This is a genomic window from Klebsiella sp. GG_Kp175, assembly GCF_040062325.1.
Taxonomy (GTDB): domain Bacteria; phylum Pseudomonadota; class Gammaproteobacteria; order Enterobacterales; family Enterobacteriaceae; genus Klebsiella; species Klebsiella quasipneumoniae.
In genome coordinates this window covers 73,594-97,732 of the sequence record NZ_JBEAFX010000014.1, presented here as the reverse complement: position 1 = coordinate 97,732, position 24,139 = coordinate 73,594, and the positions used below count along the sequence as shown (strand labels likewise).

At 55.4% G+C, this 24,139-nt stretch carries 25 protein-coding genes and 1 tRNA gene; 11 read left to right on the top strand and 15 right to left on the bottom strand.

The genetic code is table 11. From position 1 onward, the window contains the following. Nucleotides 1-84 precede the first annotated feature (84 nt). A tRNA-Leu gene (locus ABLU73_RS19835) sits at nucleotides 85-171 on the top strand. A gap of 21 nt (nucleotides 172-192) precedes the next feature. On the opposite strand, the gene ABLU73_RS19830 is transcribed toward ABLU73_RS19835, so the two are convergent. Continuing rightward, nucleotides 193-432, bottom strand: a complete 240-nt coding sequence (locus ABLU73_RS19830) for a DUF1435 domain-containing protein (RefSeq protein WP_025999141.1) — start codon at nucleotides 430-432, stop codon at nucleotides 193-195. 70 nt (nucleotides 433-502) lie between these two features. Between ABLU73_RS19830 and ABLU73_RS19825 the strand changes: the two genes are divergently transcribed. The 3 genes from ABLU73_RS19825 to fhuF all read left to right on the top strand — a co-directional run bounded on the left by ABLU73_RS19825 (nucleotide 503) and on the right by fhuF (nucleotide 2,638). Continuing rightward, nucleotides 503-673 (top strand): hypothetical protein, encoded by a 171-nt coding sequence (locus tag ABLU73_RS19825; RefSeq protein ID WP_072096669.1) that lies wholly within the window; start codon nucleotides 503-505, stop codon nucleotides 671-673. Nucleotides 674-696: 23 nt separating this feature from the next. Further along, the gene (locus ABLU73_RS19820; protein ID WP_348850393.1) at nucleotides 697-1,743 is read left to right on the top strand and encodes a diguanylate cyclase; all 1,047 of its coding nucleotides are present in this window, start codon (nucleotides 697-699) and stop codon (nucleotides 1,741-1,743) included. A gap of 106 nt (nucleotides 1,744-1,849) precedes the next feature. Continuing rightward, nucleotides 1,850-2,638, top strand: a complete 789-nt coding sequence (fhuF, locus tag ABLU73_RS19815) for a siderophore-iron reductase FhuF (protein ID WP_243813496.1) — start codon at nucleotides 1,850-1,852, stop codon at nucleotides 2,636-2,638. Nucleotides 2,639-2,688: 50 nt separating this feature from the next. On the opposite strand, the gene ABLU73_RS19810 is transcribed toward fhuF, so the two are convergent. After that, nucleotides 2,689-4,032 carry a PTS cellobiose transporter subunit IIC gene (locus tag ABLU73_RS19810; RefSeq protein WP_002887650.1) on the bottom strand — a complete coding sequence of 448 codons (1,344 nt, stop codon included), beginning with the start codon at nucleotides 4,030-4,032 and terminating at the stop codon, nucleotides 2,689-2,691. Between the two features lie 333 nt (nucleotides 4,033-4,365). Between ABLU73_RS19810 and ABLU73_RS19805 the strand changes: the two genes are divergently transcribed. Continuing rightward, nucleotides 4,366-4,824 carry a YbaK/EbsC family protein gene (locus ABLU73_RS19805; protein WP_004886490.1) on the top strand — a complete coding sequence of 153 codons (459 nt, stop codon included), beginning with the start codon at nucleotides 4,366-4,368 and terminating at the stop codon, nucleotides 4,822-4,824. Between the two features lie 5 nt (nucleotides 4,825-4,829). Here ABLU73_RS19805 and bglJ read toward each other — a convergent pair whose 3' ends face one another. The 4 genes from bglJ to pobA all read right to left on the bottom strand — a co-directional run bounded on the left by bglJ (nucleotide 4,830) and on the right by pobA (nucleotide 8,534). After that, nucleotides 4,830-5,504 (bottom strand): DNA-binding transcriptional activator BglJ, encoded by a 675-nt coding sequence (gene bglJ / locus ABLU73_RS19800; protein ID WP_023319687.1) that lies wholly within the window; start codon nucleotides 5,502-5,504, stop codon nucleotides 4,830-4,832. After that, nucleotides 5,465-6,187 carry a LuxR C-terminal-related transcriptional regulator gene (locus tag ABLU73_RS19795; RefSeq protein WP_004886484.1) on the bottom strand — a complete coding sequence of 241 codons (723 nt, stop codon included), beginning with the start codon at nucleotides 6,185-6,187 and terminating at the stop codon, nucleotides 5,465-5,467. Before ABLU73_RS19795 ends, bglJ begins: the two co-directional genes overlap by 40 nt. A gap of 264 nt (nucleotides 6,188-6,451) precedes the next feature. Then, nucleotides 6,452-7,333: a helix-turn-helix domain-containing protein gene (locus tag ABLU73_RS19790; RefSeq protein WP_023319686.1), complete on the bottom strand. Its 882-nt coding sequence runs from the start codon at nucleotides 7,331-7,333 to the stop codon at nucleotides 6,452-6,454. 16 nt (nucleotides 7,334-7,349) lie between these two features. Further along, the gene (gene pobA / locus ABLU73_RS19785; protein ID WP_004886477.1) at nucleotides 7,350-8,534 is read right to left on the bottom strand and encodes a 4-hydroxybenzoate 3-monooxygenase; all 1,185 of its coding nucleotides are present in this window, start codon (nucleotides 8,532-8,534) and stop codon (nucleotides 7,350-7,352) included. 280 nt (nucleotides 8,535-8,814) lie between these two features. On the opposite strand from pobA, the gene ABLU73_RS19780 reads away from it, so the two are divergent. The 6 genes from ABLU73_RS19780 (at nucleotide 8,815) to opgB (ending at nucleotide 14,546) form a co-directional block, all read left to right on the top strand. Then, the gene (locus tag ABLU73_RS19780) at nucleotides 8,815-9,591 is read left to right on the top strand and encodes a threonine/serine exporter ThrE family protein (RefSeq protein ID WP_017899102.1); all 777 of its coding nucleotides are present in this window, start codon (nucleotides 8,815-8,817) and stop codon (nucleotides 9,589-9,591) included. Further along, on the top strand, nucleotides 9,582-10,055 hold the full coding sequence (locus ABLU73_RS19775) for a threonine/serine exporter (protein WP_004886472.1): 474 nt from the start codon (nucleotides 9,582-9,584) through the stop codon (nucleotides 10,053-10,055). The genes ABLU73_RS19780 and ABLU73_RS19775 overlap by 10 nt, the downstream gene beginning before the upstream one ends. A 102-nt stretch (nucleotides 10,056-10,157) precedes the next feature. Further along, nucleotides 10,158-10,697 carry a primosomal protein DnaT gene (gene dnaT, locus ABLU73_RS19770; RefSeq protein WP_017899103.1) on the top strand — a complete coding sequence of 180 codons (540 nt, stop codon included), beginning with the start codon at nucleotides 10,158-10,160 and terminating at the stop codon, nucleotides 10,695-10,697. A gap of 2 nt (nucleotides 10,698-10,699) precedes the next feature. Next, a complete protein-coding gene (gene dnaC / locus ABLU73_RS19765; RefSeq protein ID WP_025999144.1) occupies nucleotides 10,700-11,437 on the top strand; it encodes a DNA replication protein DnaC in 738 nt (245 codons plus the stop codon). A gap of 65 nt (nucleotides 11,438-11,502) precedes the next feature. Continuing rightward, complete coding sequence (locus ABLU73_RS19760; RefSeq protein ID WP_004886462.1) at nucleotides 11,503-11,997, top strand: DUF2501 domain-containing protein; 495 nt, start codon at nucleotides 11,503-11,505, stop codon at nucleotides 11,995-11,997. A 257-nt stretch (nucleotides 11,998-12,254) separates the two neighbouring features. After that, nucleotides 12,255-14,546 carry a phosphatidylglycerol--membrane-oligosaccharide glycerophosphotransferase gene (opgB, locus tag ABLU73_RS19755; protein WP_017899105.1) on the top strand — a complete coding sequence of 764 codons (2,292 nt, stop codon included), beginning with the start codon at nucleotides 12,255-12,257 and terminating at the stop codon, nucleotides 14,544-14,546. A gap of 54 nt (nucleotides 14,547-14,600) precedes the next feature. On the opposite strand, the gene ABLU73_RS19750 is transcribed toward opgB, so the two are convergent. The 9 genes from ABLU73_RS19750 to ABLU73_RS19710 form a co-directional block, all read right to left on the bottom strand. Continuing rightward, on the bottom strand, nucleotides 14,601-15,545 hold the full coding sequence (locus ABLU73_RS19750) for an Rpn family recombination-promoting nuclease/putative transposase (protein ID WP_074384302.1): 945 nt from the start codon (nucleotides 15,543-15,545) through the stop codon (nucleotides 14,601-14,603). Between the two features lie 133 nt (nucleotides 15,546-15,678). After that, nucleotides 15,679-16,689, bottom strand: coding sequence for an SIS domain-containing protein (locus ABLU73_RS19745; protein ID WP_048294136.1), 1,011 nt, complete (start codon nucleotides 16,687-16,689; stop codon nucleotides 15,679-15,681). 17 nt (nucleotides 16,690-16,706) lie between these two features. After that, complete coding sequence (locus ABLU73_RS19740; RefSeq protein ID WP_048294135.1) at nucleotides 16,707-17,768, bottom strand: SIS domain-containing protein; 1,062 nt, start codon at nucleotides 17,766-17,768, stop codon at nucleotides 16,707-16,709. A 12-nt stretch (nucleotides 17,769-17,780) separates the two neighbouring features. Further along, nucleotides 17,781-18,632, bottom strand: coding sequence for a PTS system mannose/fructose/sorbose family transporter subunit IID (locus ABLU73_RS19735; RefSeq protein WP_023319679.1), 852 nt, complete (start codon nucleotides 18,630-18,632; stop codon nucleotides 17,781-17,783). Then, entirely contained in the window at nucleotides 18,610-19,389 is a 780-nt protein-coding gene (locus ABLU73_RS19730) for a PTS mannose/fructose/sorbose/N-acetylgalactosamine transporter subunit IIC (RefSeq protein WP_048294134.1), read from the bottom strand. Before ABLU73_RS19730 ends, ABLU73_RS19735 begins: the two co-directional genes overlap by 23 nt. Before the next feature lie 16 nt (nucleotides 19,390-19,405). After that, nucleotides 19,406-19,876: a PTS sugar transporter subunit IIB gene (locus ABLU73_RS19725; protein WP_004886443.1), complete on the bottom strand. Its 471-nt coding sequence runs from the start codon at nucleotides 19,874-19,876 to the stop codon at nucleotides 19,406-19,408. Nucleotides 19,877-19,890: 14 nt separating this feature from the next. After that, nucleotides 19,891-20,313, bottom strand: a complete 423-nt coding sequence (locus ABLU73_RS19720) for a PTS sugar transporter subunit IIA (protein ID WP_004886440.1) — start codon at nucleotides 20,311-20,313, stop codon at nucleotides 19,891-19,893. A 99-nt stretch (nucleotides 20,314-20,412) separates the two neighbouring features. Next, nucleotides 20,413-23,178 (bottom strand): sigma 54-interacting transcriptional regulator, encoded by a 2,766-nt coding sequence (locus ABLU73_RS19715; RefSeq protein ID WP_348850388.1) that lies wholly within the window; start codon nucleotides 23,176-23,178, stop codon nucleotides 20,413-20,415. A gap of 99 nt (nucleotides 23,179-23,277) precedes the next feature. Beyond that, entirely contained in the window at nucleotides 23,278-24,108 is an 831-nt protein-coding gene (locus ABLU73_RS19710; RefSeq protein WP_160125064.1) for a GNAT family N-acetyltransferase, read from the bottom strand. Between the last annotated feature and the right edge of the window lie 31 nt (nucleotides 24,109-24,139).

Here is a 24,139-nt window from a genome sequence, read left to right as displayed (position 1 = left end):
TCAGGTGTTAGTGTCCTTACGGACGTGGGGGTTCAAGTCCCCCCCCTCGCACCAACGAGGCAATATCCAAAGAAAGAATACTGTGCGAAGGTGGCGGAATTGGTAGACGCGCTAGCTTCAGGTGTTAGTGTCCTTACGGACGTGGGGGTTCAAGTCCCCCCCCTCGCACCAATATTCTTCCCTCTCCCGGCGTTATCCTCTCAGTTTGATATCCACCATCATCAGCATTATCCCACCAATCAATGCAACGCACGATGGCAGCAGGATAAAATGGCGCAGTTGACGATGCCATATCATCACCGCGGACATCAGCATGCCCACGGCGACCAGCGTCCGCCATACGTCAGCCGACACCCCGGCATACCCGAGAGCGACAATCAGCGCGCCGGGAACGACGACTGCCCAACCGCTTCCTAATGCTCGCTGCAGCATGGTTTTACCTCTCACAACGATAATGATAACCAATACCATATGATAATTTTTATCATTTGTCATTTGCAAAGTGCTCTGTGCCTTATTCTTTACGTTCGCGGTAATGACATACATTCATGAAGGTGATAAATTAAGCGGATTATCGATATATATTAAATATTTTTCTTATTTTGCAAATAACCTTTTTTTGCACATTGTTATCAGACTCTTCATTTTTGGCTTTCATCATTTTGAAATTTAACGACTAATAATGATTCTTCCGATATGACTGCACAAACCTGGCGAGCACATTACGCACAAAAATATCAATATTCCTTACGGCTTTTTTTACTGCTTAATTTCATTTCTTCCTCTCTGTCGCTGGTCGCCCCCCTATTTACGGTAGTTCGTTTCACGCTGCCCTGCGCCCTGATCGTGGCCTGCAGCGGGTTGCTGCTGCTCTGGCACTGGAAATGGCCGCAATCGAAAATAAATATTTCCGCTATCTCGTTGTTATTTGGCATGCTATGGGCATGGCACGTAGTGACAAAGGCGATGCTATTGACACCGCCGCATTTTAACTATCTGGTGATCGCCCTATTAAGCATTCTGTTTATCGGCACCATCGCTTTTTCCAATAATATCACTGCCTTTACCCTCCACTCTTTACCGACTTTCCTTGCCTGCCTGATAATGGCGGAGGGAGAACAATGGTTGCGCATGACTTACTGTTTTATGCTGCCTATTGCCGGTATTACCCTGCAAAATATTATCCAGAAGCGCAGCGATGCCTTTACACAAGGATTGATGGATAAACTGATGCAGGAACGCAACACCCTCAACGATCTCAGTATGCTGGATCCCCTGACCGGTTTGTATAATCGCCGCGGACTGCAGAATCGCCTCGATACCCTGCTGGCGCTGGACGGCGATAACCACTTCGTGCTGCTCCTCGATATCGATCATTTCAAAGCCTATAACGATCACTACGGTCATATGATGGGCGATCAGGCGCTCATTCGCGTCTCTGCTGCCATTCGTAACGCCGTACGCTCGCGCGATATTGTCGCCCGCTTTGGTGGAGAGGAGTTTATGGTGCTGCTGACCAATAGCAGCGAAGAAACGGCCTGGCAGGCTGCCGAACGAATTCGACAGCGGGTCTATGACCTGAAAATCCCGCATATGTTTAATGAGAGCGTCGCCACCAACGTGACCATCAGTATTGGTCTGACGCCGCTCATTGATGACAATATTGAGCAAGCGCTGGCGCGAGCCGATGGCGCACTCTATGAAGCTAAAAATAAAGGCCGCAACATTATTTTGGCCAGTTAACCCGCGCGCGCTGCGGCATCGTGGCGCCGACAAAATTCTTGCCATGCCGCCTGCAAACAACTAATATCAGGAATAATTATCATTTAGATTTGTATCTGGAAATCGAATGGCCTGGCGTTCCCTTCCTCTCAGCGATGAACTTATCTGGCGGGCCCCTTTGCCGACGGCTGAGCGCGCCCTGGCGGAGAGTATTCGGGAAAAAATCGCCACCCTGCGCCCCCATCTGCTCGATTTCCTGCGCCTGGATGAATCCGCTCCCGGTCACGCGTTGACGCTCGCCGAGTGGTCGCAACCCACCGCCTTACGCTCCCTGTTGGCCACTTATTCCGATCATATCTATCGTCATCAGCCAACGCTGACACGGGAACAGAAACCTCTGCTCTCGCTCTGGGCGCAATGGTATATCGGTCTGCTGGTGCCGCCGCTGATGCTGGCGTTGCTCAATGAACCACAGGGTCTCAGCCTGGCGCCGGAACATTTCCACGTCGAATTTCACGAAAGCGGCCGGGCGGCCTGTTTCTGGATTGATGTCCATAGTGATGCTAGCATCGAGAGACTGTCACCGCTGTCGCGGATGGATGCCCTGGTGACGCGCACCCTGCAGCCGGTTATTGAGGCGCTGGAAGCGACGGGCGAAATCAATGGCAAGCTTATCTGGAGCAATACAGGCTATCTGATTAACTGGTATCTTGGGGAAATGCGCGCGCTGCTGGGGGATGAGCAGCTTGCCGCCCTGCGCCAGCACTGTTTCTTTGAAAAACAACTCGCCGATGGTCAGGATAACCCACTATGGCGAACGGTCGTGCTGCGTGAAGGGCAGTTAGTCCGACGCACCTGCTGTCAGCGCTATCGCCTGCCGGACGTCCAACAGTGCGGCGACTGCACGTTAAAATAACGCCCTGTTCCCAATAAGCTACGGGCAGCCTGTGGCCGCCCGGTCACTATTTATGCGGTCTGCTGACTCTCCTGTTCCGCCCGTTCGGCCTCTTCCGCTTCCTGAGCAAGCAGCTGTTTCTCATACACCTTAAAGAACGGGAAGTAGATAATCGCCGACACGCAGGCCAGAACGATGACCAGAATTGCCGCCCGGAAATCCCAGCCCAGCGCCCAGGCACCGCCAATCGGCGCCGGCGCCGTCCACGGCACCACGGAGATGACGCGGCCGATCAGATCCAGCTTCATTGCCGCCCAGGCCAGCACCGCATTCACCATCGGCGCCAGCAGGAACGGAATAAAGAACACCGGATTCATGACAATAGGCGTCCCAAAGATGACCGGCTCGTTAATGTTAAACAGGCTTGGCACCACGCTCAAACGACCAATGGAGCGCAAATGCGCTGAACGACTGCGCAGATAGCAGAACACCAGCCCCATGGTGGCACCAGAACCTCCGACCACGATAAAGAAGGTCCAGAACGCCTCCATAAAGATATGCGGCAGAGGTGCGCCCTGGGCCAGCGCCTGCTGGTTCATACCGAGGTTGGTCAGCCAGAACATCTGCAGCATCCCGGAAACGATCGCCGCACCGTGGATCCCGGCAAACCACAGCAGGTGGCCGATGAGGACCGCCAGCAGGATCGCCGGCAGGGAATCGGCCGCCGAAACCAGCGGTTTGAAAATCGCCATAATGGCCTGCGGGATCAGCATGTCAAAATGGTGTTGAATAAACAGGCTCAGCGGATAGAGCGTCAGCACAACCACCAGCACCGGGATCAACAGATCAAAGGAATTTTTGATCATCGGAGGGACCTGATCCGGTAGACGGATACCGATGTTATGTGCCTTGAGAAAACGCATCATCTCCACACAGTAGATCGCCACCAGAATGGCGGTAAAGATCCCTGTTCCGCCGAGGCTATCCACCGGCAGCGTGCCATTCGTCTTCGGCGCGGCAATCAGTAAAAAGGCCATGATCGACAGCATCGCGCACATAAAGGGATCGAGCTGATTGGATTTCTCGTAGTGCTTACCGAGGTTGTAAGAGATTGCCGCGCAGATGTAGATCGACATGATCCCCATTGTCATATCAAAGGGGGTCAGAATGCGCCCCTCGAACTCTTTTGCCAGATCCAGCCAGGCGCGGGCGAAACCCCAGGTGGTATCCGGGGAAAAAGGAGGATAAGCAAACACCAGCAGAAACGATCCGACGATCATAAACGGCATCGCGGAGATAAAACCGTCACGGATAGCCATGACGTGACGCTGCGATGAGATCCGCCCTGCTATGGGGCTTATGTAATTTTCTACAAAGCGAAATATCAAATTAAACGCAGCATGGTTAGCAGACATAGTAGCCCTCCTGACAGGCTATTGATACTGGCCCAACAACGATTACCCTGCCGTTACGATGACCGCTTTTTGATGCAGCAGGCCGCGTGTGGATGACCGGCTATACTGCTCATAACACAACGATTCATACACGGCTCTTTTGTTATAAATAAAAGGAGAAGTGACTGTTCCAGTATTCATCTCAATGCAGATAACCGCAACCGGTTACAGTAACCGGTTACGGTGAATGTGAAGGAGATCGACAAAATAGAAAGAATCTGGATTGTCCGCGCCGATATTTACACTCCGCCAGGCTTGTGACAGATTTAACCAGGCTTAAATCAGGAGAATCCAATGAGTCTGCAGTCTGTACGGCAGTTCTTTGCCGAACACGCCCCCGATATCGAAATTATTGAGTTAAACCAGAGTACCGCCACCGTGGCGCTCGCCGCTGCCGCGCACAACGTTGAGCCGGGACAAATAGCCAAAACGCTGTCGCTCAAGATCAAAGATAAAATTGTACTGATCGTCGCCAGGGGCGATGCGCGGCTGGATAATAAAAAGCTGAAAGAAACCTTTGGCGCAAAAGCGCGTATGTTGAGCAGCGATGAGGTGGTGACCTGGACCGGCCATCCGGTCGGCGGCGTGTGCCCGTTTGGTCTGGAAAATCCGCTGGACGTCTTCTGTGACGTCTCGCTCAGGCACTATCAGGAGGTACTACCCGCAGCGGGGGCTATTCACAGCGCCGTTCGCATCGAACCAGAACGAATGGCGCAGCTCACCGACGCAACATGGGTAGACGTATGCATATAGCCGCGTTATGCCACCTGTTTAACGGCGCTGGTCGGGCCGTTTATCGGTAAATGCAGCAAGATATCCGCCGCGTTTAATAAACCAATGTCAGAGCGAACCCCGAGCTTGGTCATGGCGTTGAACTTATGCGCGCGGATGGTTTTAATGTTCCGGTTCAGCTGCACCGCAATTTCCGAAAGCGAATATCCCCACGACATATACCGAAGAATAGCGTGCTCCGTCGGACTTAGCGGATCGTTGCATGCCTCTCTGCCGCAAAAATGCTCTTTGCCGGCGAGGGAATGATTATCCAGCAGCTGTAATAAATGCTCCTGCAACCCGCGTCGCGGCGCAGATTTATTTAATATACCGTGCAGGCAGGACGGCATTAAATGGCCGATCAGGCGCATTTCGCTTTCATTATTAGCCAGAATAATCGTTTGGACTTCCGGTCGGATCCTCGCCATCTCGTGAAGAAAAAGCAGGCTCTCGGCTCTGGACGAACGACTCCCTGAAAGTGAAAAGATCATTGCTGACCATGGGAACGACGCTTCCACCGCCCTGAGCAAATTGATATTTTTAAAAAAATGAATGCGGTATTGGCTGTTATCTTCACGGCTAAAGATATAGCGCCAGGCCATTTCCGTCATCACACATTTTTCTACGATGGCGACATGACGGGTTGTGCTATTTTTTTCCATTCCATTTGCTCCCCGTAAGCTGAATTGATATTCAGCTCTTGCATTCCCTGCGCGCTGTTGATCCAGGCATACATTTCAGCGTTGCTGCGTAGCGATAAGCGACGCATTGCGCTATTTTTCTGCGCGCTGATCGTCTTATTGCTCTTTTTCAACAGCGCGGCGATCTGGTTAATTCCCCATCCCTTCGCCAGAAGGCGCAGAACTTTTCGCTCTGACAGGGTCAGCATCGCCGCAGAGTGGTAGCTTGCGAAATCGCTGTCCTCATTCCCGGTAAACAGCGTACGGCTAATCTGCTCAGCCGCACGGCTACCAGCACAAATCACCTCAATCAGCCGGTTTACCGGCTCGCTCTCGGAGATGAGCGAGCTTTCGGGACGAATTAATAGCTCAACGGCTAATGGATAGAGGCTGTCGCTGACCATAAAAACCCAGTGAATATCACGATACTGGGTCATGAGGGAGTAATAACGCTCGCAGACGGCCCGGGGTTGCGCAATCTCGCCGGAGATATCCGCAACGACCAGCACCGCCCGCCGCAGTTGTAAAAGGGTGAGCTCATCATGAGAGCGACAAAAACTGAGTTCGTAATCCGGGAGGTTCTCATTGAAGATCACCTTTAACCCTGACTGCATGACGGGGATTTTACTAATAACGACGCCAAACTTACCTTGTCCTGGTAACATAACACCTCCGCTTCCTGTCGAAGTTCCTTCGCTTGCCCGTAAACGTTCGGCGAGTGACTCGATCGCCATACCATTTACTGGATGAATATTAAAAACATATTCATGGCCCGCGTACACGATATACTGAATGACCGAACCGTGGTCATACCGTGTAAATATTATTCCTGTGTATACTTGCGATGAATATTAGCACAGACGCCTCTGCGCTAATAAATTAGAAAAGATAAAACTATTATTTAGCAAAAATAATTTCAGGCTTGAAAATTATGAAGCATTCTCTTTAATTGCTTCTCTAAATGCTTTAGGCGACATGCCACTGTAGCGGCGGAAAAAGCGAGAAAAATAGGCGGCGTCGCTAAAACCCAAATAATCAGAGAGTTGCGTTACCGTCATGCGAGTGTACTGCAGGTTACGCCGCGCCTCAAGCATCAGTCGCTGATGCAGTACCCCGAGAGCGCTACAGCCATAGAACTCGCGACATAAATAGTTTAAATGCGTGACCGACAGCCCAATCAACTTCGCATACTCCGCCAGCGGGAGATGCTGCCGGTAGTGGCTCTCAATAAGCCGGGAAAAATGACGCATCATACTGCGCTTTCGCTCCGCTTTGTCTTCCGCGGGCGGTGCGGGGCGGCACTGCCGGTTCAGCCAGACCAGCAGCGTCCCCAGCAGCGAATAAAGCATCATTTCCCGTGCATCATGATCGGCACTGTACTCCTCGCGAAGCGCTGAAAACAGCGTATGCATACGCCCCCGGGAACGCCCCACCGGCAGACACTGCGCTACGCTAAGCACATCCAGCGGCCGGCCGAACTGATTTTCAAAGCGGCTCAGCAGCGGCAGCGCCAGGGAGAGCACAAATCCGTGCGTCCCGGGTGAAAAATGAAAGCCATGAATGCAGAGGGCGGGCACCACCTGGATGCAGGATTCCGTCATCACCGCAGTGGTGCCTTCAATTTCGATCTCCGCCCGACCTTTGTGCAGATAGAGGAGCTGGACCATTTCGGCGTGCTGGTGGACGCGAATATGCCACTGATACAGGCTGCTGCGCTGCAAAATCGATTCGCAGTGCAGCAGGTCCGGCGTCGGCCAGCCGCGCTCCTCGCCATAGAGCTTAAATACCGGAACAGTTTGGACGGGCGACATAGTTACTCCTGTTCAGTCAGACGACGCGCTCCATGGGCAGGCCCACGTAGTTTTCCGCGATGGTGGTCAGCCCGGCGCGCGAGCCCAGATAGTAGCGGCGATCGGCCGCCTGCATTTTGGCGTCGAATTCGCTCTGCTGCGGGAAATCGTGCAGCAGGCGGGTCATGAACCAGCTAAAGCGTTCCCCTTTCCAGACCCGATCCAGCGCTAGTCGCGAATAGGTCGCGAGCAGATCGCTCCGGCCATGATGGTAGTATTCGCGAAGGATCCGCCACAGATAGTTCACGTCCGATGCCGCCAGGTTCAACCCTTTAGCGCCGGTCGGCGGTACGATATGCGCGGCATCCCCCACCAGAAACAATCGCCCATATTGCATCGGCTCTACGACGAAGCTGCGCAAGGGAGCGATGCTTTTCTCAAGTGAGTGACCAGTCACTAACTTTGATGACAGATCCGCCGGCAATCGGCATTTCAACTCCTGCCAGAAGCGTTCGTCCGACCAGTCTTCCACTTTATCGCTCAGCGGAACCTGCAAATAGTAGCGGCTGCGAGTAAGTGAGCGCTGACTACATAAAACGAATCCCCGCTGATGATGCGCATAGATCAGCTCCGGATTGACCGGCGGCGTATCCGCCAACAGGCCTAACCAGCCGAACGGCCAGACGCTCTCGTAAGTTTTGAGGATGTCAGCGGGAATACTTTGCCGCGACACGCCATGGAACCCGTCGCAACCGGCGATAAAGTCACACTCCAGGCGGCAGAATTCACCTTCGCTAAGATAGGTGATCGTCGGCCGGTCGCTTTTCGCGTCATGGATAGTCACTTCGCTCACGCCGTACACGATCGGCGCGTCGCTGGCGGCCCGGGCAGCCATCAGATCGCGGGTCACTTCAGTCTGGCCGTAAACCATCACGCTCTTGCCGTCGGTCAGCTCGCTCAGTGAGACGGGCACCCGCTGGCCGTCAAAGAGAAACTCCACCCCATGATGCACCAGGCCTTCGACGTCCATTCGCTGCGCCACGCCCGCTTCGCGAAGCAGATCGACGGTACCGCTTTCCAGAATTCCCGCGCGGATGCGCCCCAGCACATACTGCGGCGTTTGACGCTCAAGAATGACCGTGTGGATGCCGGCGTTGTGCAGGAGCTGCCCCAGCAGCAGCCCGGAAGGGCCAGCGCCAATAATCGCGACCTGTGTTTTCATAGGATTGTCTCACTTTTGCAGGGTTAATTATTTGTATATTTTTTGTTTAATAAAAGTGCTTTCCTGCATTTTTGATAAGTCAGACGGGAAAAAGAAGGGATGAATGGCGACAAAAATTGCACTTTTCACCAAACTGGCAAAAGTGTGGGAAGCTTCAAATTCTGCCCCTCCGGCGGGCGGGAAATTTTTGCACATTATTTGATCCCACCCCCCTCAGCCGCCCAGGCGCTTCAGGTTAAAGTATCGGCAGATACCAGGCGTCGCGGACAGCAGAGGAAATATGCAGGTTGATCGGGCACAGCAGCGGGCAATCACACGATTATGCATCCAGTGTGGTCTTTTTTTGTTACAGCACGGCGCCGAAAGCGCGTTGGTGGAAGAGCTTTCAACGCGTCTCGGGCTGGCGCTGGGGATGGACAGCGTCGAAAGCGCCATTTCCTCCAACGCTATCGTCCTGACCACCATTAAGAATGGCGAATGTCTTACCTCCACGCGTAAAAATGTCGACCGCGGCATTAATATGCATGTGGTGACGGAAGTGCAGCATATCGTGATCCTCGCCGAGCATAAGCTGCTGGATTATCGCGACGTCGAGAAGCGCTTCGCGCAGATTAGGCCCCTGCGCTATCCCCGCTGGTTGCTGGTGATCATGGTGGGCCTCTCCTGCGCTTGTTTCTGTAAACTGAATAACGGCGGCTGGGATGGAGCGCTGGTCAGCTTCTGCGCCAGCACGGTGGCCATGTACATTCGCCAGGTGCTGACCCACCGTTCCATGCATCCGCAGATCAACTTCTGCATCACCGCCTTTGTGGCCACCACGATCTCCGGGCTGCTGCTGCGCCTCCCTACCTTTGCCAGCACCCCGACCATCGCCATGGCCGCCAGCGTCCTGCTGCTGGTCCCGGGCTTTCCGCTGATCAACGCCGTCGCCGATATGTTTAAAGGGCATATTAATACCGGCCTCGCCCGCTGGGCGATCGCCAGCCTGTTAACCCTTGCCACCTGCATTGGCGTAGTGATGGCAATGACCGTATGGGGGCTGCGGGGATGGGCATAATTTCGTTTATTTTCGCGCTGGCGGAAGACATGCTGCTGGCGGCGATCCCTGCCGTCGGGTTTGCGATGGTCTTTAATGTCCCGCAGCGCGCCCTGCGCTGGTGCGCGCTGCTGGGGGCCATCGGCCACGGTTCGCGCATGGTCATGATGAGCGCCGGTTTTAACATTGAATGGGCCACGTTCCTCGCCGCCCTGCTGGTGGGCTGCATCGGCATCCAGTGGTCGCGCTGGTATCTGGCGCATCCGAAGATTTTTACCGTTGCCGCCGTGATCCCGATGTTTCCCGGTATTTCCGCTTACACCGCGATGATCTCCGCGGTAAAAATCAGTCATTTTGGCTATTCTGAAGAGATGATGATTTTGCTGCTGAGCAATTTTTTAAAGGCCTCTTCAATCGTGGGCGCCCTCTCCATCGGCCTGTCGATACCCGGTCTGTGGCTGTATCGTAAGCGCCCTCGCGTCTAACCCCGGCGTCGCGGTAAAGCCGCGACGCTCCTTCCGCGACGGGCTCTGTGCTACTATGTGCAGATCACCCCACTCTTTGCAGTTCAGAGTTGAGATAGAGTTATGTCTTCGCGAATTTTAACCTCCCATTTTAGCGGCCTGGAAGAGTTCCTCCAGCAGCACGCGGCGCTGCTGGCGAAATCGACTGACGGCACTGTCGCCGTTTTTGCCAACAACGCCCCGGCGTTCTATGCGCTGACCCCAGACCGGCTGGCGCAGCTGCTGGAACTGGAAGCCAGGCTGGCGCGCCCCGGTAGCGACATCGCGCTTGACCCGCAGTTTTTCGACGAGCCCGCGGCGGCGCCGGTTGCGGTGCCGATGGGCAAATTTGCCATGTATGCGGCCTGGCAGCCGGACGCCGACTTTCAGCGTCTGGCCGCGCTGTGGGGCATCGCCCTGAGCCAGCCGGTCACCCCGGAAGAGCTGGCCGCTTTCGTCGCTTACTGGCAGGCGGAAGGTAAAGTGTTTCACCACGTGCAGTGGCAGCAGAAACTGGCTCGCAGCGTGCAAATCAGCCGCGCCAGCAACGGCGGGCAGCCGAAGCGCGATGTGAACAGCGTGAGCGAACCCGACAGTCATATTCCGCGAGGTTTCCGAGGATGAGCATGAAAAACGTTGGCGATCTGATGAAGCGCCTGCAGAAAATGATGCCGGCTCATATCGAACCGGCGTTTAAAACCGGCGAAGAGCTGCTGGCCTGGCAAAAAGAGCAAGGCAAGCTGCGTTCCGAAGCGCTGGAGCGGGAGAACCGCGCGATGAAAATGCAGCGCACCTTTAACCGCTCGGGGATCCGCCCCCTGCATCAGAACTGCTCCTTTGATAACTATCGCGTCGAGTGCGAGGGGCAGATGAACGCCCTCGCCCGGGCGCGTCAGTACGTGGAGGAGTTTGATGGCAATATCGCCAGCTTTATCTTCTCCGGCAAACCGGGCACCGGTAAAAACCACCTCGCGGCTGCTATCTGCAACGAACTGCTGCTGCGCGGGAAATCGGTCTTAATTATCACCGTGGCTGATATTATGTCAGCCATGAAAGATACCTTCGGCAATCGGGAGACGAGCGAAGAGCAATTACTGAGCGATCTCAGCAAGGTCGATCTTCTGGTGATTGATGAAATTGGTATGCAGACGGAGTCTCGCTATGAAAAGGTCATTATCAATCAGATAGTTGACCGCCGCTCTTCCTCCAAACGGCCTACCGGTATGCTAACCAACAGTAATATGGAAGAGATGAATAAGCTGCTCGGCGAACGGGTGATGGACCGTATGCGCCTGGGCAACAGCCTGTGGGTTATCTTCAACTGGGAAAGTTACCGGCACCGCGTCACCGGCAAGGAGTATTAAGAGATTTCCGGACAACGGCGGCGTTATACTAAAGTGATTCTTCAGTCACGCTTATGAGTCCGTCTATGAAATCGTTAAAAAATGGCTTACTTGCCGCGCTTACCCTCAGCGCATTTACCCTCTCCGGGGCCCACGCTGCCTCCTGGCAGGATTCTCTCAACAGCGCCGCCAGCCAGCTCAGCGGCGGCAGCACCCAGGCTGGCAGCGGCGGCATGTCCGTCTCCTCGCTAACCAGCCTGCTCAGTGGCAGCAGCCAGTCGCTGACCGCCAGCAGCATGAATAATGCGGCCGGGATCTTGTCATATTGCGCGCAACAGAAGCTGGCCTCCGTGACCAGCGCCGATAACGTCAAAAACCAGGTGCTGGATAAACTAGGACTCAGCACGCCGGAAAAACAGAAACAAGACACCAACTATCTCGATGGCCTGCAGGGGTTGCTCAACAGTAATAACGGCCAGCAGCTGGACCTGAATACGCTTGGCAACAGCTCGTTGGCGAAACAGGTGAAAACCAAAGCCTGCGATCTGGTCTTAAAACAGGGCGTTAACTTCCTCTCCTGATACGTACTGCTAATGCCGCGTTTGTCGCCTTCGCAACGGCAGCGCGGCCTGAAACGGCTTTTTTCTCCTTTTTCTCCTTGCGCTTCCCCGCCACGCCGGCTGCGACGCCGATCAAAAAAGGCAACTTCTAAACCAATTCTGAATAACTGCACACTTTCATGACGCTAGAATTGCAGCAAGATGGCGCTGCAATTACAGTGTGGCTTGAAAAGTAATCTGTTCTGCCAGCCGATAACTGGCGTTAATGAGGATGAGCTGTGTCAGAGTTGTTATCCATCGCCTTATTTTTAGCTTCGGTGGCGCTTTATGCCTGGAAAGCGGGTCGTAACACCTGGTGGTTTGCCGCCACGCTCACGGTGTTAGGCCTGTTCGTGGTGCTGAATATCACCCTCTACGCCAGCGACTACTTTACCGGCGACGGCATCAACGACGCGGTACTCTACACTCTGACCAACAGCCTGACCGGCGCCGGGATCGGCAAATACATTCTGCCGGGCGTCGGCGTGGCCGTCGCGCTGGTTGCCGTTTTTGGCGCCCTGGGGTGGGTGCTGCGCCGCCGTCGGCATCATCCTCATCACGTCGGCTACAGCCTGGCGGCGCTGCTGCTGGCGCTGGCCTCGGTCGACGCCAGCCCGGCCTTCCATCAAATCAGCGAGCTGGTGAAATCGCAATCACGGGAAGGAGACCCGGACTTTGCCGCGTACTACAAAGAACCGTCGAAGCGTATCGACAATCCGCAGCTGAATCTGGTCTATATCTATGGCGAAAGCCTTGAGCGCACCTATTTTGATAACGATGCGTTCCCCAACCTCACCCCTGAGCTTGGCAGAATTAAAGATGAGGGCATTGATTTCAGCAATACCATGCAGCTGCCGGGGACCGATTACACCATCGCCGGCATGGTCGCGTCACAGTGCGGCATTCCGCTGTTTGCGCCGTTTGAAGGCAACGCTTCGGCCTCCGTATCCAGCTTCTTTCCGCAGAATATCTGCCTTGGCGATATCCTGAAAAACTCCGGTTACGAAAACTATTTTGTGCAGGGAGCTAACCTGCGCTTTGCTGGCAAAGACGTCTTTCTCAAGTCCCACGGCTTCGATCACCTGTTCGGGGCGGAAGAGCTCAAAACCACGGTAGCGGATCCCGCCTACCGCAACGACTGGGGCTTCTATGACGACACGGTACTTGAGGAGACGTGGAAAAAATTCGAAGAGCTGTCGCAGTCCGGAAAACGCTTTTCGCTGTTCGCCCTGACGGTGGACACCCACCATCCCGACGGCTTTATTTCGCGCACCTGCGAGCGTAAACGCTATGACGTGGACGGTAAGAAAAACCTCTCCTTTAGCGCCGTTAGCTGCAGCCAGGAACATATCGCCGCGCTAATCGAGAAGATCAAAGCCTCTCCCTATTTCAAAAACACGGTCATCGTGGTCTCTTCCGACCACCTGGCCATGAAGAACAGCGCCTGGGATTACCTCAACAAGCACGATCGCAGCAATTTATTCTTTGTCCTGCGCGGCGATCGGCCGCAGCAGGAGACCCTGGCAGTGAAACGCAACACCATGGATAACGGTGCGACGGTGCTGGATATTCTCGGTGGCGATAACTATATCGGCCTCGGGCGCAGCAGTCTCTCTGGCCAGTCGCTCTCCGGTATTTTCATCAATATGAAAGAGAAGATCCTGGCCTGGAAACCCGACGTGATCCGCCTGTGGAACTTCCCGAAAGAGATTAAAAACTTCACCATCGACTCGCAGAAGAACATGATCGCCTTCTCCGGCAGCCATTTCCGTCTGCCGCTGCTGCTCCGGGTGTCGGACCAGCGCGTTGAACCGCTGCCGGAGAGCGAATACTCGGCGCCGCTGCGCTTCCAGCTGGCCGATTTCGCACCGCGGGATAATTTCGTGTGGGTCGATCGCTGCTATAAAATGGGCCAGCTGTGGTCTCCTGAGCTGGCGCTCTCCACCGACTGGTGCGTCTCGCAGGGCCAGCTCGGGGGTGAGCAGAAGGTTCAGCACGTTGATAAGCCACAGTGGAAAGGCAAGACCGCCTTCAGGGACACCCTTATCGATATGGAGCGCTATAAGGGCAACGTCGATACGCTGAAAGTTGTCGACAACGATATTCGCTATAAAGCCGACAGCTTCGTGTTTAACGTTGCCGGCGCGCCGGAAGAGGTGAAACAATTTAGCGGCATTTCGCGCCCCGAGTCCTGGGGTCGGTGGTCCAATGCCCAGCTGGGCAGCGACGTGAAGATTGAATATAAAGAGCCGCTGCCGGAGAAATTTGATCTGGTGATCACCGCCAAAGCCTACGGTCCCAATGCCAATAAGCCGATCCCGGTGCGGGTTGGCCAAAGTGAGCAAGTGCTTACTCTGGTCAATGATGTGACCACTACGACGCTGCATTTCGACAACCCGACGCGCAGCAACACGCTGACCATCACTCCGCCGGACCCGCAGTCCACCAACGAGGGCAATATCCTCGGCCACTCCCCGCGTCAGCTGGGGATCGGTATGGTGGAGATCAAAGTGGTGAAAAGCGAAGGTTAAAGCCACCTTGCCCGGCGGGTTTTGGCGCCGGGCAACGGTTTGGGTGGCGGGGTGTTAGCAATACAGCGGCTTGAGCTCGTCAGCCGACAGTCCGGTAATCTTCTGTACCGTCTCTTTGTCGAGGCCATTCTGTAACATGCTGCCGGCAATGCGCAGCGCCTCACGCCGGCTCCCTTCCTGTAAGCCCTCAAGGCGCCCTTCCTGTCGGCCCTCATGCCGACCTTCCTGTCGACCTTCCTGCTTAAGCTTTTGCGCGATAGACATCAATGTCTCCTCATACTGTGGCAGACGGCGGGCCAGCCGGCGGAGAAACACGCCCGGCTCGGCCGTGTTACCGTACTGCAGCATATAGTGAAACAGCATTCTCAACTGCCGGGGGCTAGTGTATCCCAGCATCACCACGGCCGCCAACGACTCCGTTATGTCGCTGAGATCGCGCTGGCGAATATGCTTTTGCATCAGCTCCAGCAGGGCGACCCGCCGATGCTGCACAATTTCATCGTCCGGCATGACCGTGACGTCGATCAATGGAAACTGACTGCCGTACAGCCTCTTCGCCAGCTGCGGGTCGGCAAATTCATCCAGCCAGTTGAGGGAAAAAGGATACGGACTGGTTGCGCCGTGATAAAACAGCATCGGCACCACCAGCGGCAGCGTTTTGTGCCCGGCGTCGAGGTGTCGCTGCATCGCGGCAATCGCATAGCGCATCAGACGAAAAGCCATATGGTTGTCCGGCGAGCTCTGATGCTCTATCACCACGTAAATATATCCCGCCCCGCAGGTGGTCCGCACCGACCACAGCACGTCCGAATACCAGGCGCGCAGATCCTCATCGATAAAACTCGCCGATTGCAGCCTCAGGGTAGCGAAATCGCACCGCTGGCGGATCGCTTCGGGAAGATAGAGCATGAGGAAATCATTCGCTGTCTCCGGGTGGCGAAGAAATCGTTTAAAGACCGCATCATGCGGCGTTGAGGTCATCCGTTTTTTCATGGCCATCCGCTTGCCTGAAAGAGAAGGAAAGCCGGACTCTACCACCGGTTTTTACCCGGCTGGATTTGACGATGATTTTCTGGGAAGCGCCTCGGAGAATAGCGGAGCGGCCAGTCTGACTGGCCGCCATGGGCAAGATTTAGTAATCAAACTGCCGGTAATAACGGCGGATATTCAGGTCGTGGCCGGTATGGTGCTCAAAGTGGGCCGCCAGCCGGTCCACCAGCAGAGTGGACACCACGCACGGCGCCATAATCCAGCGGAACGCATCATCAATGCCGTTCAGCGGATAGTCGCGTGGGTCGATCACCACCAGATGGTCAGTTATCTTTTCGGCAAAGCGTTCGACGCGCTCGTCCAGCGCCCGGCATTTCCCCTCGCCCTTCACCAGAAACAACGGGACCTCTTTTTCCAGCAGCTCCAGGGTGCCGTGGAAAAATTCAGCCGAGCTTACCGACTTCGTCCGCTTCCACTGCATCTCTTCGAGAATACACATCGAGAACAGGTAGACCTCACCCCACATTTCCGCGCCGCCAATCCACATCATATAGTCGCTGTCATGGTATTGCGCGGCAATGCTGTCCGCCTGCGGATCGAACTGGCGTTTGGCCTGCAGAAGATTTTCCGGCAGCAACTCGAGCTGGCTGGCAAAACGCGCATATTCAGCAAACTCGCCGTGACGATAAATGACCCGAAAGAATAACCAGTACAGCAGCATATATTCATATTCCACGCCATTTTTGTGGCACATCGGAATATGCCAGCTGGCGGCGGCAGCCAATGGCGAATCGGCATGACGGGTAATGGCTACAACGCGTATCCCCTGCGCCTTGCACCATTCGGCAATGGCCACCGACTCTTTGGTATCGCCGGATTTAGAGAGCGTGACGACAACCGCCTCTTTATTTAATTTTTTATGCCCGCGATGGATTAATTCCGCCGCCTGCTCAAGATAAACCGGTACGCTGGTTAATTCTTTGGCAAACTCATTAATAGCCATCATCGGGGCCAGGGAACCGCCTACCGAGGCGAAAAATAACGCGCTGCAGCCGCTGTCATAAATAGCGTCGGCCACGGTTTCCGCCTGTTTACGCGCAGCGATGATCTCGCGAGCACTGGTCAGGTACTCGTCCTGATTAAAACCCAACATAGTTTTCTCCTGAATAATCAGATTTTACTTTTTAAGACGCGGTCAAAATCGTCGAAAATACGTATCGCCAGATCGATGCCTTTTAGCCCGGCGGTATGCCAGGCGAGCATCTGCACTGGGACAATCAGCAGCAGCGGCGCCAGGTGATGCTCGCACGGGCAGTTAAGCGCCAGCGTTTGTTCATCCTCTTCGTCGCCCAGCGTCAGCGTAAAGGCCTGGGCAATGGACGGCGCCATATAGTCGCGCAGCGCCCGGGTTCGCGCGTCCGGCGAGTCTTCCATAAACAGCATCACATGGCGGGCATTGGCTTCCAGATAGGGGCCGTGCATATAGGCTTCCAGCTCAAAGCCGCTGGAAGGTACCCGCACCGTCTCGGTAAATTTGGTTTCGAACTCTTTCGCCACGCCAACCAGCGCGCCATAGCCGGTGGCGACAAAGCGCTCGCCGCGCCGCAGCGTTTCGCTATGCCGGTCGATAAAGCGCGAAGTGCGGGCGATGACCTCCGGGATCGCCGCCGCCAGTCGCTGGAATTCGGCAAGATAGTGCTGCTCCTCGGCTTCGCTGGCTTTCCCCTGGCTGCGGGCAATCATCAGCGCTATCAGCAGCAAATTGAGCACCGTCGCGCTAAAGCCGCGGGTGACAAACCCTACGCTCTCGATCCCGGTATTGATATCCAGCACGCCATCGCAGGCGCGCCCGGTCGGGCTTTGCGGGTCGGAGGTCAGGGCAAATACCGGCAGTCCTGAGGACTGTACCTTACGCATCGCCTCCAGCGTCGACGCGCTTTTTCCGCTCTGTGAAATCGCCACCACCAGATCGGTATGCGGGTCGATAGCTTCGTAATGGGTAAAGTTGTACGGCTCTTTAATGTCAACCAGCACGCCGAAGCGTTGTTCAAAGAAATAGCACGCGCACAACGCAGCGTTCAGCGACGATCCGGTCGCCAGCAGCAAAATTCGGCGTACCGGGTGCTGGCGGGCAAAGGTCTCAATCGCCGCCAGCTTTTGCCGGTAGTCGCGCAGGATCTGCGCCAGACAGGCCGGCTCTTCGCTGATATAGGTCATCATTGTTGGTTGCATAGCTCACTCCCGTTAAAACAATCCGATCCACGAACCCAGAATGCCCACCAGCGCCATTCCGCCGATAATAGAGAGCGGTTTAACCTTGCGCCCAAGCAGCCAGTAGACGATGCCGAAACTCACCAGCGGCAGCATGCAGGGCAGAATGTCGTTGATGATGTCCTGCACCTGGGTTTTGGCTTCCCCGGCCCCGAAGGAGACAGGGATGGTGATATCGATCATTGAGGCGGTCATCGCCCCGACCACCATCAGGCCGATAATCGATGCCCCGTAGGTCAGGCTCTCCATCATTCCGCTCTTCTGGATCCGCTGCAGGACGCCGGTGCCCAGCACGTAGCCCCAGCGGGTAAAACACCAGCGCGCCAGAATGTGCGGCACGTTAAATACCAGCAGAAACAGGATTGGCCCGAGAATATTGCCCTTCAGCGCCAGGCTGGTGCCGATACCGGTGGCGATCAGGCGCAGCGTCCCCCAGAAAAAGGAATCTCCCAGCCCGGCCAGCGGCCCCATCAGCGAAGCTTTGACGTTATCAATCGCATTGGCATCCATATTTTTCTGCTGGCTATTTTTCTCCTCCATCGCCGTCGTGATCCCCAGCAGCAGGGTGACGATATGCGGCGTGGTATTGAAGAACACCAGATGGCGTTTCAACGCCCCGGCCAGCTCCTCTTTGCGCGGATAGAGCTTCTTCAGCACCGGGATCAGCGCGTAAACAAAGGCAAGATTCATCTGTCGCTCATAGTTCCACGAGAACTCCATCTGGAAGGAGCGCCAGAACACCCGGCGTAAATCACGCGGCGTAATTCGCGTTTCTTCCTGCTCCTGCGGCTGCAGGGTCTCTTCAGAAATCATCTTCGTCGTCATCGCTGACTCCTTGTTCTGTCGTGGTACGAGGTGCGCTCAATGCGGTGACGTTAACCATCACCACCGCCACGATGGCGCCGAGAATGGCGATACCGGTCACCGGGATTTTCAAATAGGCCATCAATACAAAGCCGAGGAAAAAGTACGGCGCCACTTTCTTGTTAATCAGCAACCTGGCGAGCATCGCGAAGCCGAGAGCCGGAATGATCCCGGTGGCTACGCTAAGCCCGTGTTTGATAAATTCCGGGATCGCATCGAGCAGAGATTTCACCGCGTTGCTGCCCACCAGGAATGAGACGGTCACCACCGTGGCAAGCATTAGCGACAGGCCGAATCCGGCGATCAAATGCATCCGCTCAATGCCGCGCGTATCCGCCCGTTCCGCATAGCCGTCCGCTTTCTGGCTGAGCAACGGAATGAACATCCCCAGATAAACGTTTTTCAGGATCAGGGTCAGGGTGGCGATAGGCAGGCCGAGCAACAGCGCCGTTTCCGTGCCCGCGCCGGAGGTGATAGCGAACGCCACGCCGAGAATACCGCCGGTCACCACGTCGGGCGGGATCGAGGCGCCAACGGAGAACGAGCCGATAAACGCCAGCTCTAGCGTCGCGCCCATGATGACGCCGGTCTGCACATCCCCCAGCACCAGACCGGTCAGCAGCCCGGTGACGATAGGCCGGGAAATCAGCGACGTCCCTAAGGCATATTCCGATTGCGCGATAAACGCCACCAGACCCAGTAAGAGAGCCTCTACCATAATCTGTCCTCCGGAATTACACGCATTCCGTAAAAAGCTGTTTGCGATCGTTCGGGACCTGGCGAATTTCCACCTCGACGCCTTTGCCCACCAGTTGTTGCAACTGCTCTATTTCCTCCGGCAGTAAATTAATCGCCTTAGAAATATTTTTACTGCCCTCTTTGGCCTTAATCCCACCGAGATTAATACTTTTTATTTCCTCAACGGCGCTGGCAATACGCCAGGCGTCATTGACCGATTCCACAACAATAAATAAATTATATTTATCGGTAACCCCACTTGTTATCGCTTCAATAGAATCATTTATATTTTTAATCACCAGCTTTACCGAGGGTGGTTTAGCAAGCTTAATGGTGGTTTTCCGAAGTTCATCCTCAGGGACACTGTCGTTGGCGATTAAAATACAATCGGCACCGACATATTGGGTCCAGGAAAAGGCTACCTGGCCGTGAAGTAATCGATGGTCAACCCTTAATAACGTAATCATCATGCATCCTCATTTCAGAAGTCTTTATCCATAGTCATCGCCCCGGCAATACTCTGATTGCAGTACTGAATGCTCTCTTTGGCGTTGATTAATGCTTCAGAAATTAATTTTTCGGTATTCTCTTCCGCTGCAGAAATAAGCAGGTCAATAATTAACGGTAGATTTAACCCAGATAATAAATGAAAGTGCGGGCGCGATAAAAAACGCACAAACTCATTATTGACGCTACCGGCGAAAATATCCGTAATCACTATCAGCTCATCCTGCGCCGGGAAACGCGCCAGCAGCGCCTCCACCTGCTGCGTCAGATCGACCTCCTCTTCTACATAGGCGCACAGAGTATGAATATCCGGCTGTTTACCGAGGATCAGCTCCACAGAGTTCAACAAACCGTTAGCAAAGGTGCCGTGGCTGGCAAAAATATAGTGTCGTTTCATCCTTACCTCGAAAGCGCATTCCACTGCTTTCTTAATTGCAACCGACGTGCCAGAAACAGTGGCGCGTCGGCTAACGTAAGGATAAAAGGGGGAGAAGCGTTAAAACTCTTGATCTTCCTGAATAAATTCCGTTTCCCGCGTCAGGATGTCGTGAATGTAATAGAGCTCGACAACGGGAATTTTGACACTATATCCGCTCTCTATGACACTAAAGGCCTCGCGCAGCGTAGCCAGCTCGCGCTCCGGACACTGCTTTCCCGAATAATGGGTTGGGGAAGCGTGGCGAATTAACCGCTCTATCAGACAGCTGATGTGCACATACAGCGCTACCTTACGTTCGTTGGGCACCTCGTACCCGGCCAGATGCTCATAGCGCAGCAAAAACTGCTCAACCTGGTTGATCACCTTCGCGGTATCAAGGATCGTCACCGACTCAATCACTCGCCGCAGCGAGAAGTTTTTCAGGATCAGGTTGTTGATCTCGCTAACCTGCTCCGCCGTCGCCAGTTCGCCGAAGATACGCATCAGCGGGCGACTTCCTTCGCCGGAAATCAGCGAATCCAGCGAGATCCACGGGAGATCGGCAAGATGCGGATCGAGGGTGCCGACGATCGCCAGCACCTCGTAGCGGCTGAGCATCGGCTCCCGCCGCGCGGGATCGGCAAGGGTCTCCACATCACAGGCCACAATATCAATGCCAAGCGCTTCAGGGATGCTGGCTTTTAACAGCGCCGACAGGTTCGCCGCCGCGCCCAGTCCGGTGGCGCAGGTGGTCAAAATCGCCCGCGGTTTATCGGTCTGCGGGTAATAGAGCTGGTGCTCAACCGCCAGATCATCGCCGATCTCGCGGACGATATCTTCCAGCATATCGCCGTGCAAAATCCGCTCCCCGACGTACATCGCCATGCCGGTGGAGACATTGTTAATAATCGCCACCGGCGTGTTCAGACGACGATTAAAATGGCTGTGAATTGCGTTCAGGGATCCCATATCGACCAAAATGATCAGCCCTGACGCCAGCGCGTGGCGCTCAATGTAGGCCATCACCTGATTAGCGATAGCCTCCGGCGTCACATCGAGCGGCATGTCGAATGACTCAAACAGCGGGCTTTTCAGCAAGCGGTTCGCCACGCTGGCGATGCTGCTGGCGGTGGCGTAACCGTGAGCGAGAATAATCGCCCGGGTCACCTGCTGCTGGCTAATAGCGCCATTTTTCTGGAACCACAGCACCAGCAACAGCAGGTCAATACGTTGGGGATCAATATCCAGCTTCAGCGCCAGCGCGTCGAGGATCGCTTCGCAAAAGCGATACAGCAGCGGGAATTTGTTTGCCAGAAAATCCGCCAGCAGACGGATTTTCTCATTGCTCATCGTTGACGGCGCCTGACGGGAACGATGGATCAGGTAGTGGCTCAGGGCGTAAAGACAGTTACCGTTAAACTGGATATTGAAGCGTTTTTCCAGGCGATAATACTCCTCCCGCACCTGATGGGCGATCAGCAGCAACATCTGCGAGCTACTGGCATCCTGGTTATCAAAGATCAGCCGATCGAAGAGGGTTTCAATCTCCTCCCCCATGCTTCTTTGCGCCTCTTCCCAGACCGTTTTTTTATTCAGCACCGCTTCATGCAGCGCCAAAATCCGACACTGAACGTCATAGATCAGCCCCTGAACCGGGTCGCGCGCCCGCAGCAACCAGACCAGGCTGGTCTGCGGCTCGATTAGCAGCGGCTCCTGCTGGCCCATCGCTTCACTGAGCGCCGGCGTCGCCGCCATGATCGTTTCCGGCAGATCGTGCAGCGTCACGGTCAGCATCTCGCTGCCCGGAGACCTGGCCCAGGCTGATGCCACGGCGTACTTCACCACATTCTTCAGTTCGCCGACGTTGCCCCGATAAACGTACTGCGTCAGGACCTGCAAAAGCCGCGGCGTTAGCTGCAGCCGGGCGGCCAGCGTCCGGGCCTCCTGCCAGAAAAACTGCAGCGTTAGCGCCTCCTTCTCCTCGCGGCTGCGGTGTTGAAGATCGGGCAAGCTGACCAGGATCGGAATACGACGAAGAAAGGTGGTCAGAAAAGTGCTGTGAATCTCTTCGGTGGTGGCAAACACCAACCGCAGCGAAATCGGCAGGCCTTGAGCGGTCTCCCCCACCCGGTAGATCTCCTTGCGATCCAGCCAGGTGAACAGCTTCTCCTGCCCCTGAGCATCCAGGCGGTGGACCTCGTCGAGAAACAGCATCCCGCCGTTTGCCGCCTCGAACGCCCCGGCTTTATCGCTCTGCGCGCCGGTAAACGCGCCTTTGACGTAGCCGAACAGGTTGGCGGCCAGCAGCTCCGGATTACTGGCATACTGCGCGCAGTTGAAGCTCACGAAGGGCGCATCGGGCGCCAGCAGGCCTTGGGCGATCGCGAACTCGTGCATCAGCTCCGCCATATAGCTTTTACCGGTCCCGCTGTCACCGGTGATCAGCAGCGGTAGCCCGCCGTTGGGATAAAACAGCGCGGTTTTCATCTGCTCAATCGGTTTACGCAGGCTGCCATCATGGCCAGTCAGCAACGAAAAATGGTCCGCCTGTTCCGGCTGGCGGTCACTCTCCGCGAGCAGCTCCGCCATGCTGGCGTACTCGCTGCGGGAAAGGGGGAAGAACTGCTGGCAGAAGGCTTTTTTATGCAGAAAATAGACCGGCCGGGTGTTGATCTTCACCAGCACGTCCTGGGCGACCAGCTGATTGAGATAATGGCTGGCGGTATTTCTTTGCATCGCGAAACGCTGAGCCAGCCAGCTGGCGGTGAACACTTCGTTCAGGTTATCCGGATCGAAAAAATCGGTCTGATTTTGCAAAAAAGCCAACAGTTCCGTTTTACGCATTACATCCCCCTCGTCGCCATTACGAAGAGATATGATGCGGCAAAAGAGAGGCTTATCGGCGCCCCGTGCTGTTTTTTGCGGCCCAGCGCACACTCCCGCTTAAGCGAACTTTGCTGCGGTCAACTCCATCGTCATTTCATACTGCTGCAGCGATAGCGGTGAATATCCCGCCGCGGCAAACAGCGGCGTAAAGGTTTCCGGGACCGTCACCGAAGTGCCGATACCCGGGAACTGCTGCGCCAGCGCCATCAGCAGCGCCCGTGCCAGCCCCTGGCGACGGGCGGCGGGTTCAACCCATAAAAACTGCAGTACAGGCCGTGAACCCGAGGTGCCCAGTACCGCGAAGGCGCGCTGTTCCAGCGTCACGACGCGGCATGGCAGGGTGGCGAAGGTAAGCGGATCCATCAGCCAGGGGAGCTGACTGTTACTCTCCTCAACGGCGCGTCTAAGCAGCGCCAGGGTGGGATAAGGCTGTAACACGCCTGGCGCCGCAGCCTGAGGCTCTGCGCTCAGGTAGCCGCAGAGCCCATGGCGCCGCGTAAAGCCTAACGACTGATACAGCGCGACGGCCACATGGTTATCGCGGATCACCTCCAGGGAAACCGTCTCGATCCCCTGCTGCTGCAGAAGCATCAGCAGCTCCTGCATCAATTTCCGTGCAAGACCTTTGCCGCGCCAGGCCGGACGCAGGGCAAAGGCCGCCAGGCGAGCCATATTCCCCCGACGCGCGACGATCGCGATCGCCGCAGGTTCATCTCCGGCCAGCCAGACGCGGGAATCGATCAGGCTCATCCCCTCGGCGCTAAAGCGCTGAACAAATCCCTCCACCGACTGGGTCACCGGTACCAGATAGTCTGCAAAACAGGCGTTAAGAATATCCGTTAACTGCACGCTGCTGAACTGCGTGGCGGGAACGGCGGTCAGCTCCATACATTTCTCCCGAAGGCTGCTATGCTGAGGT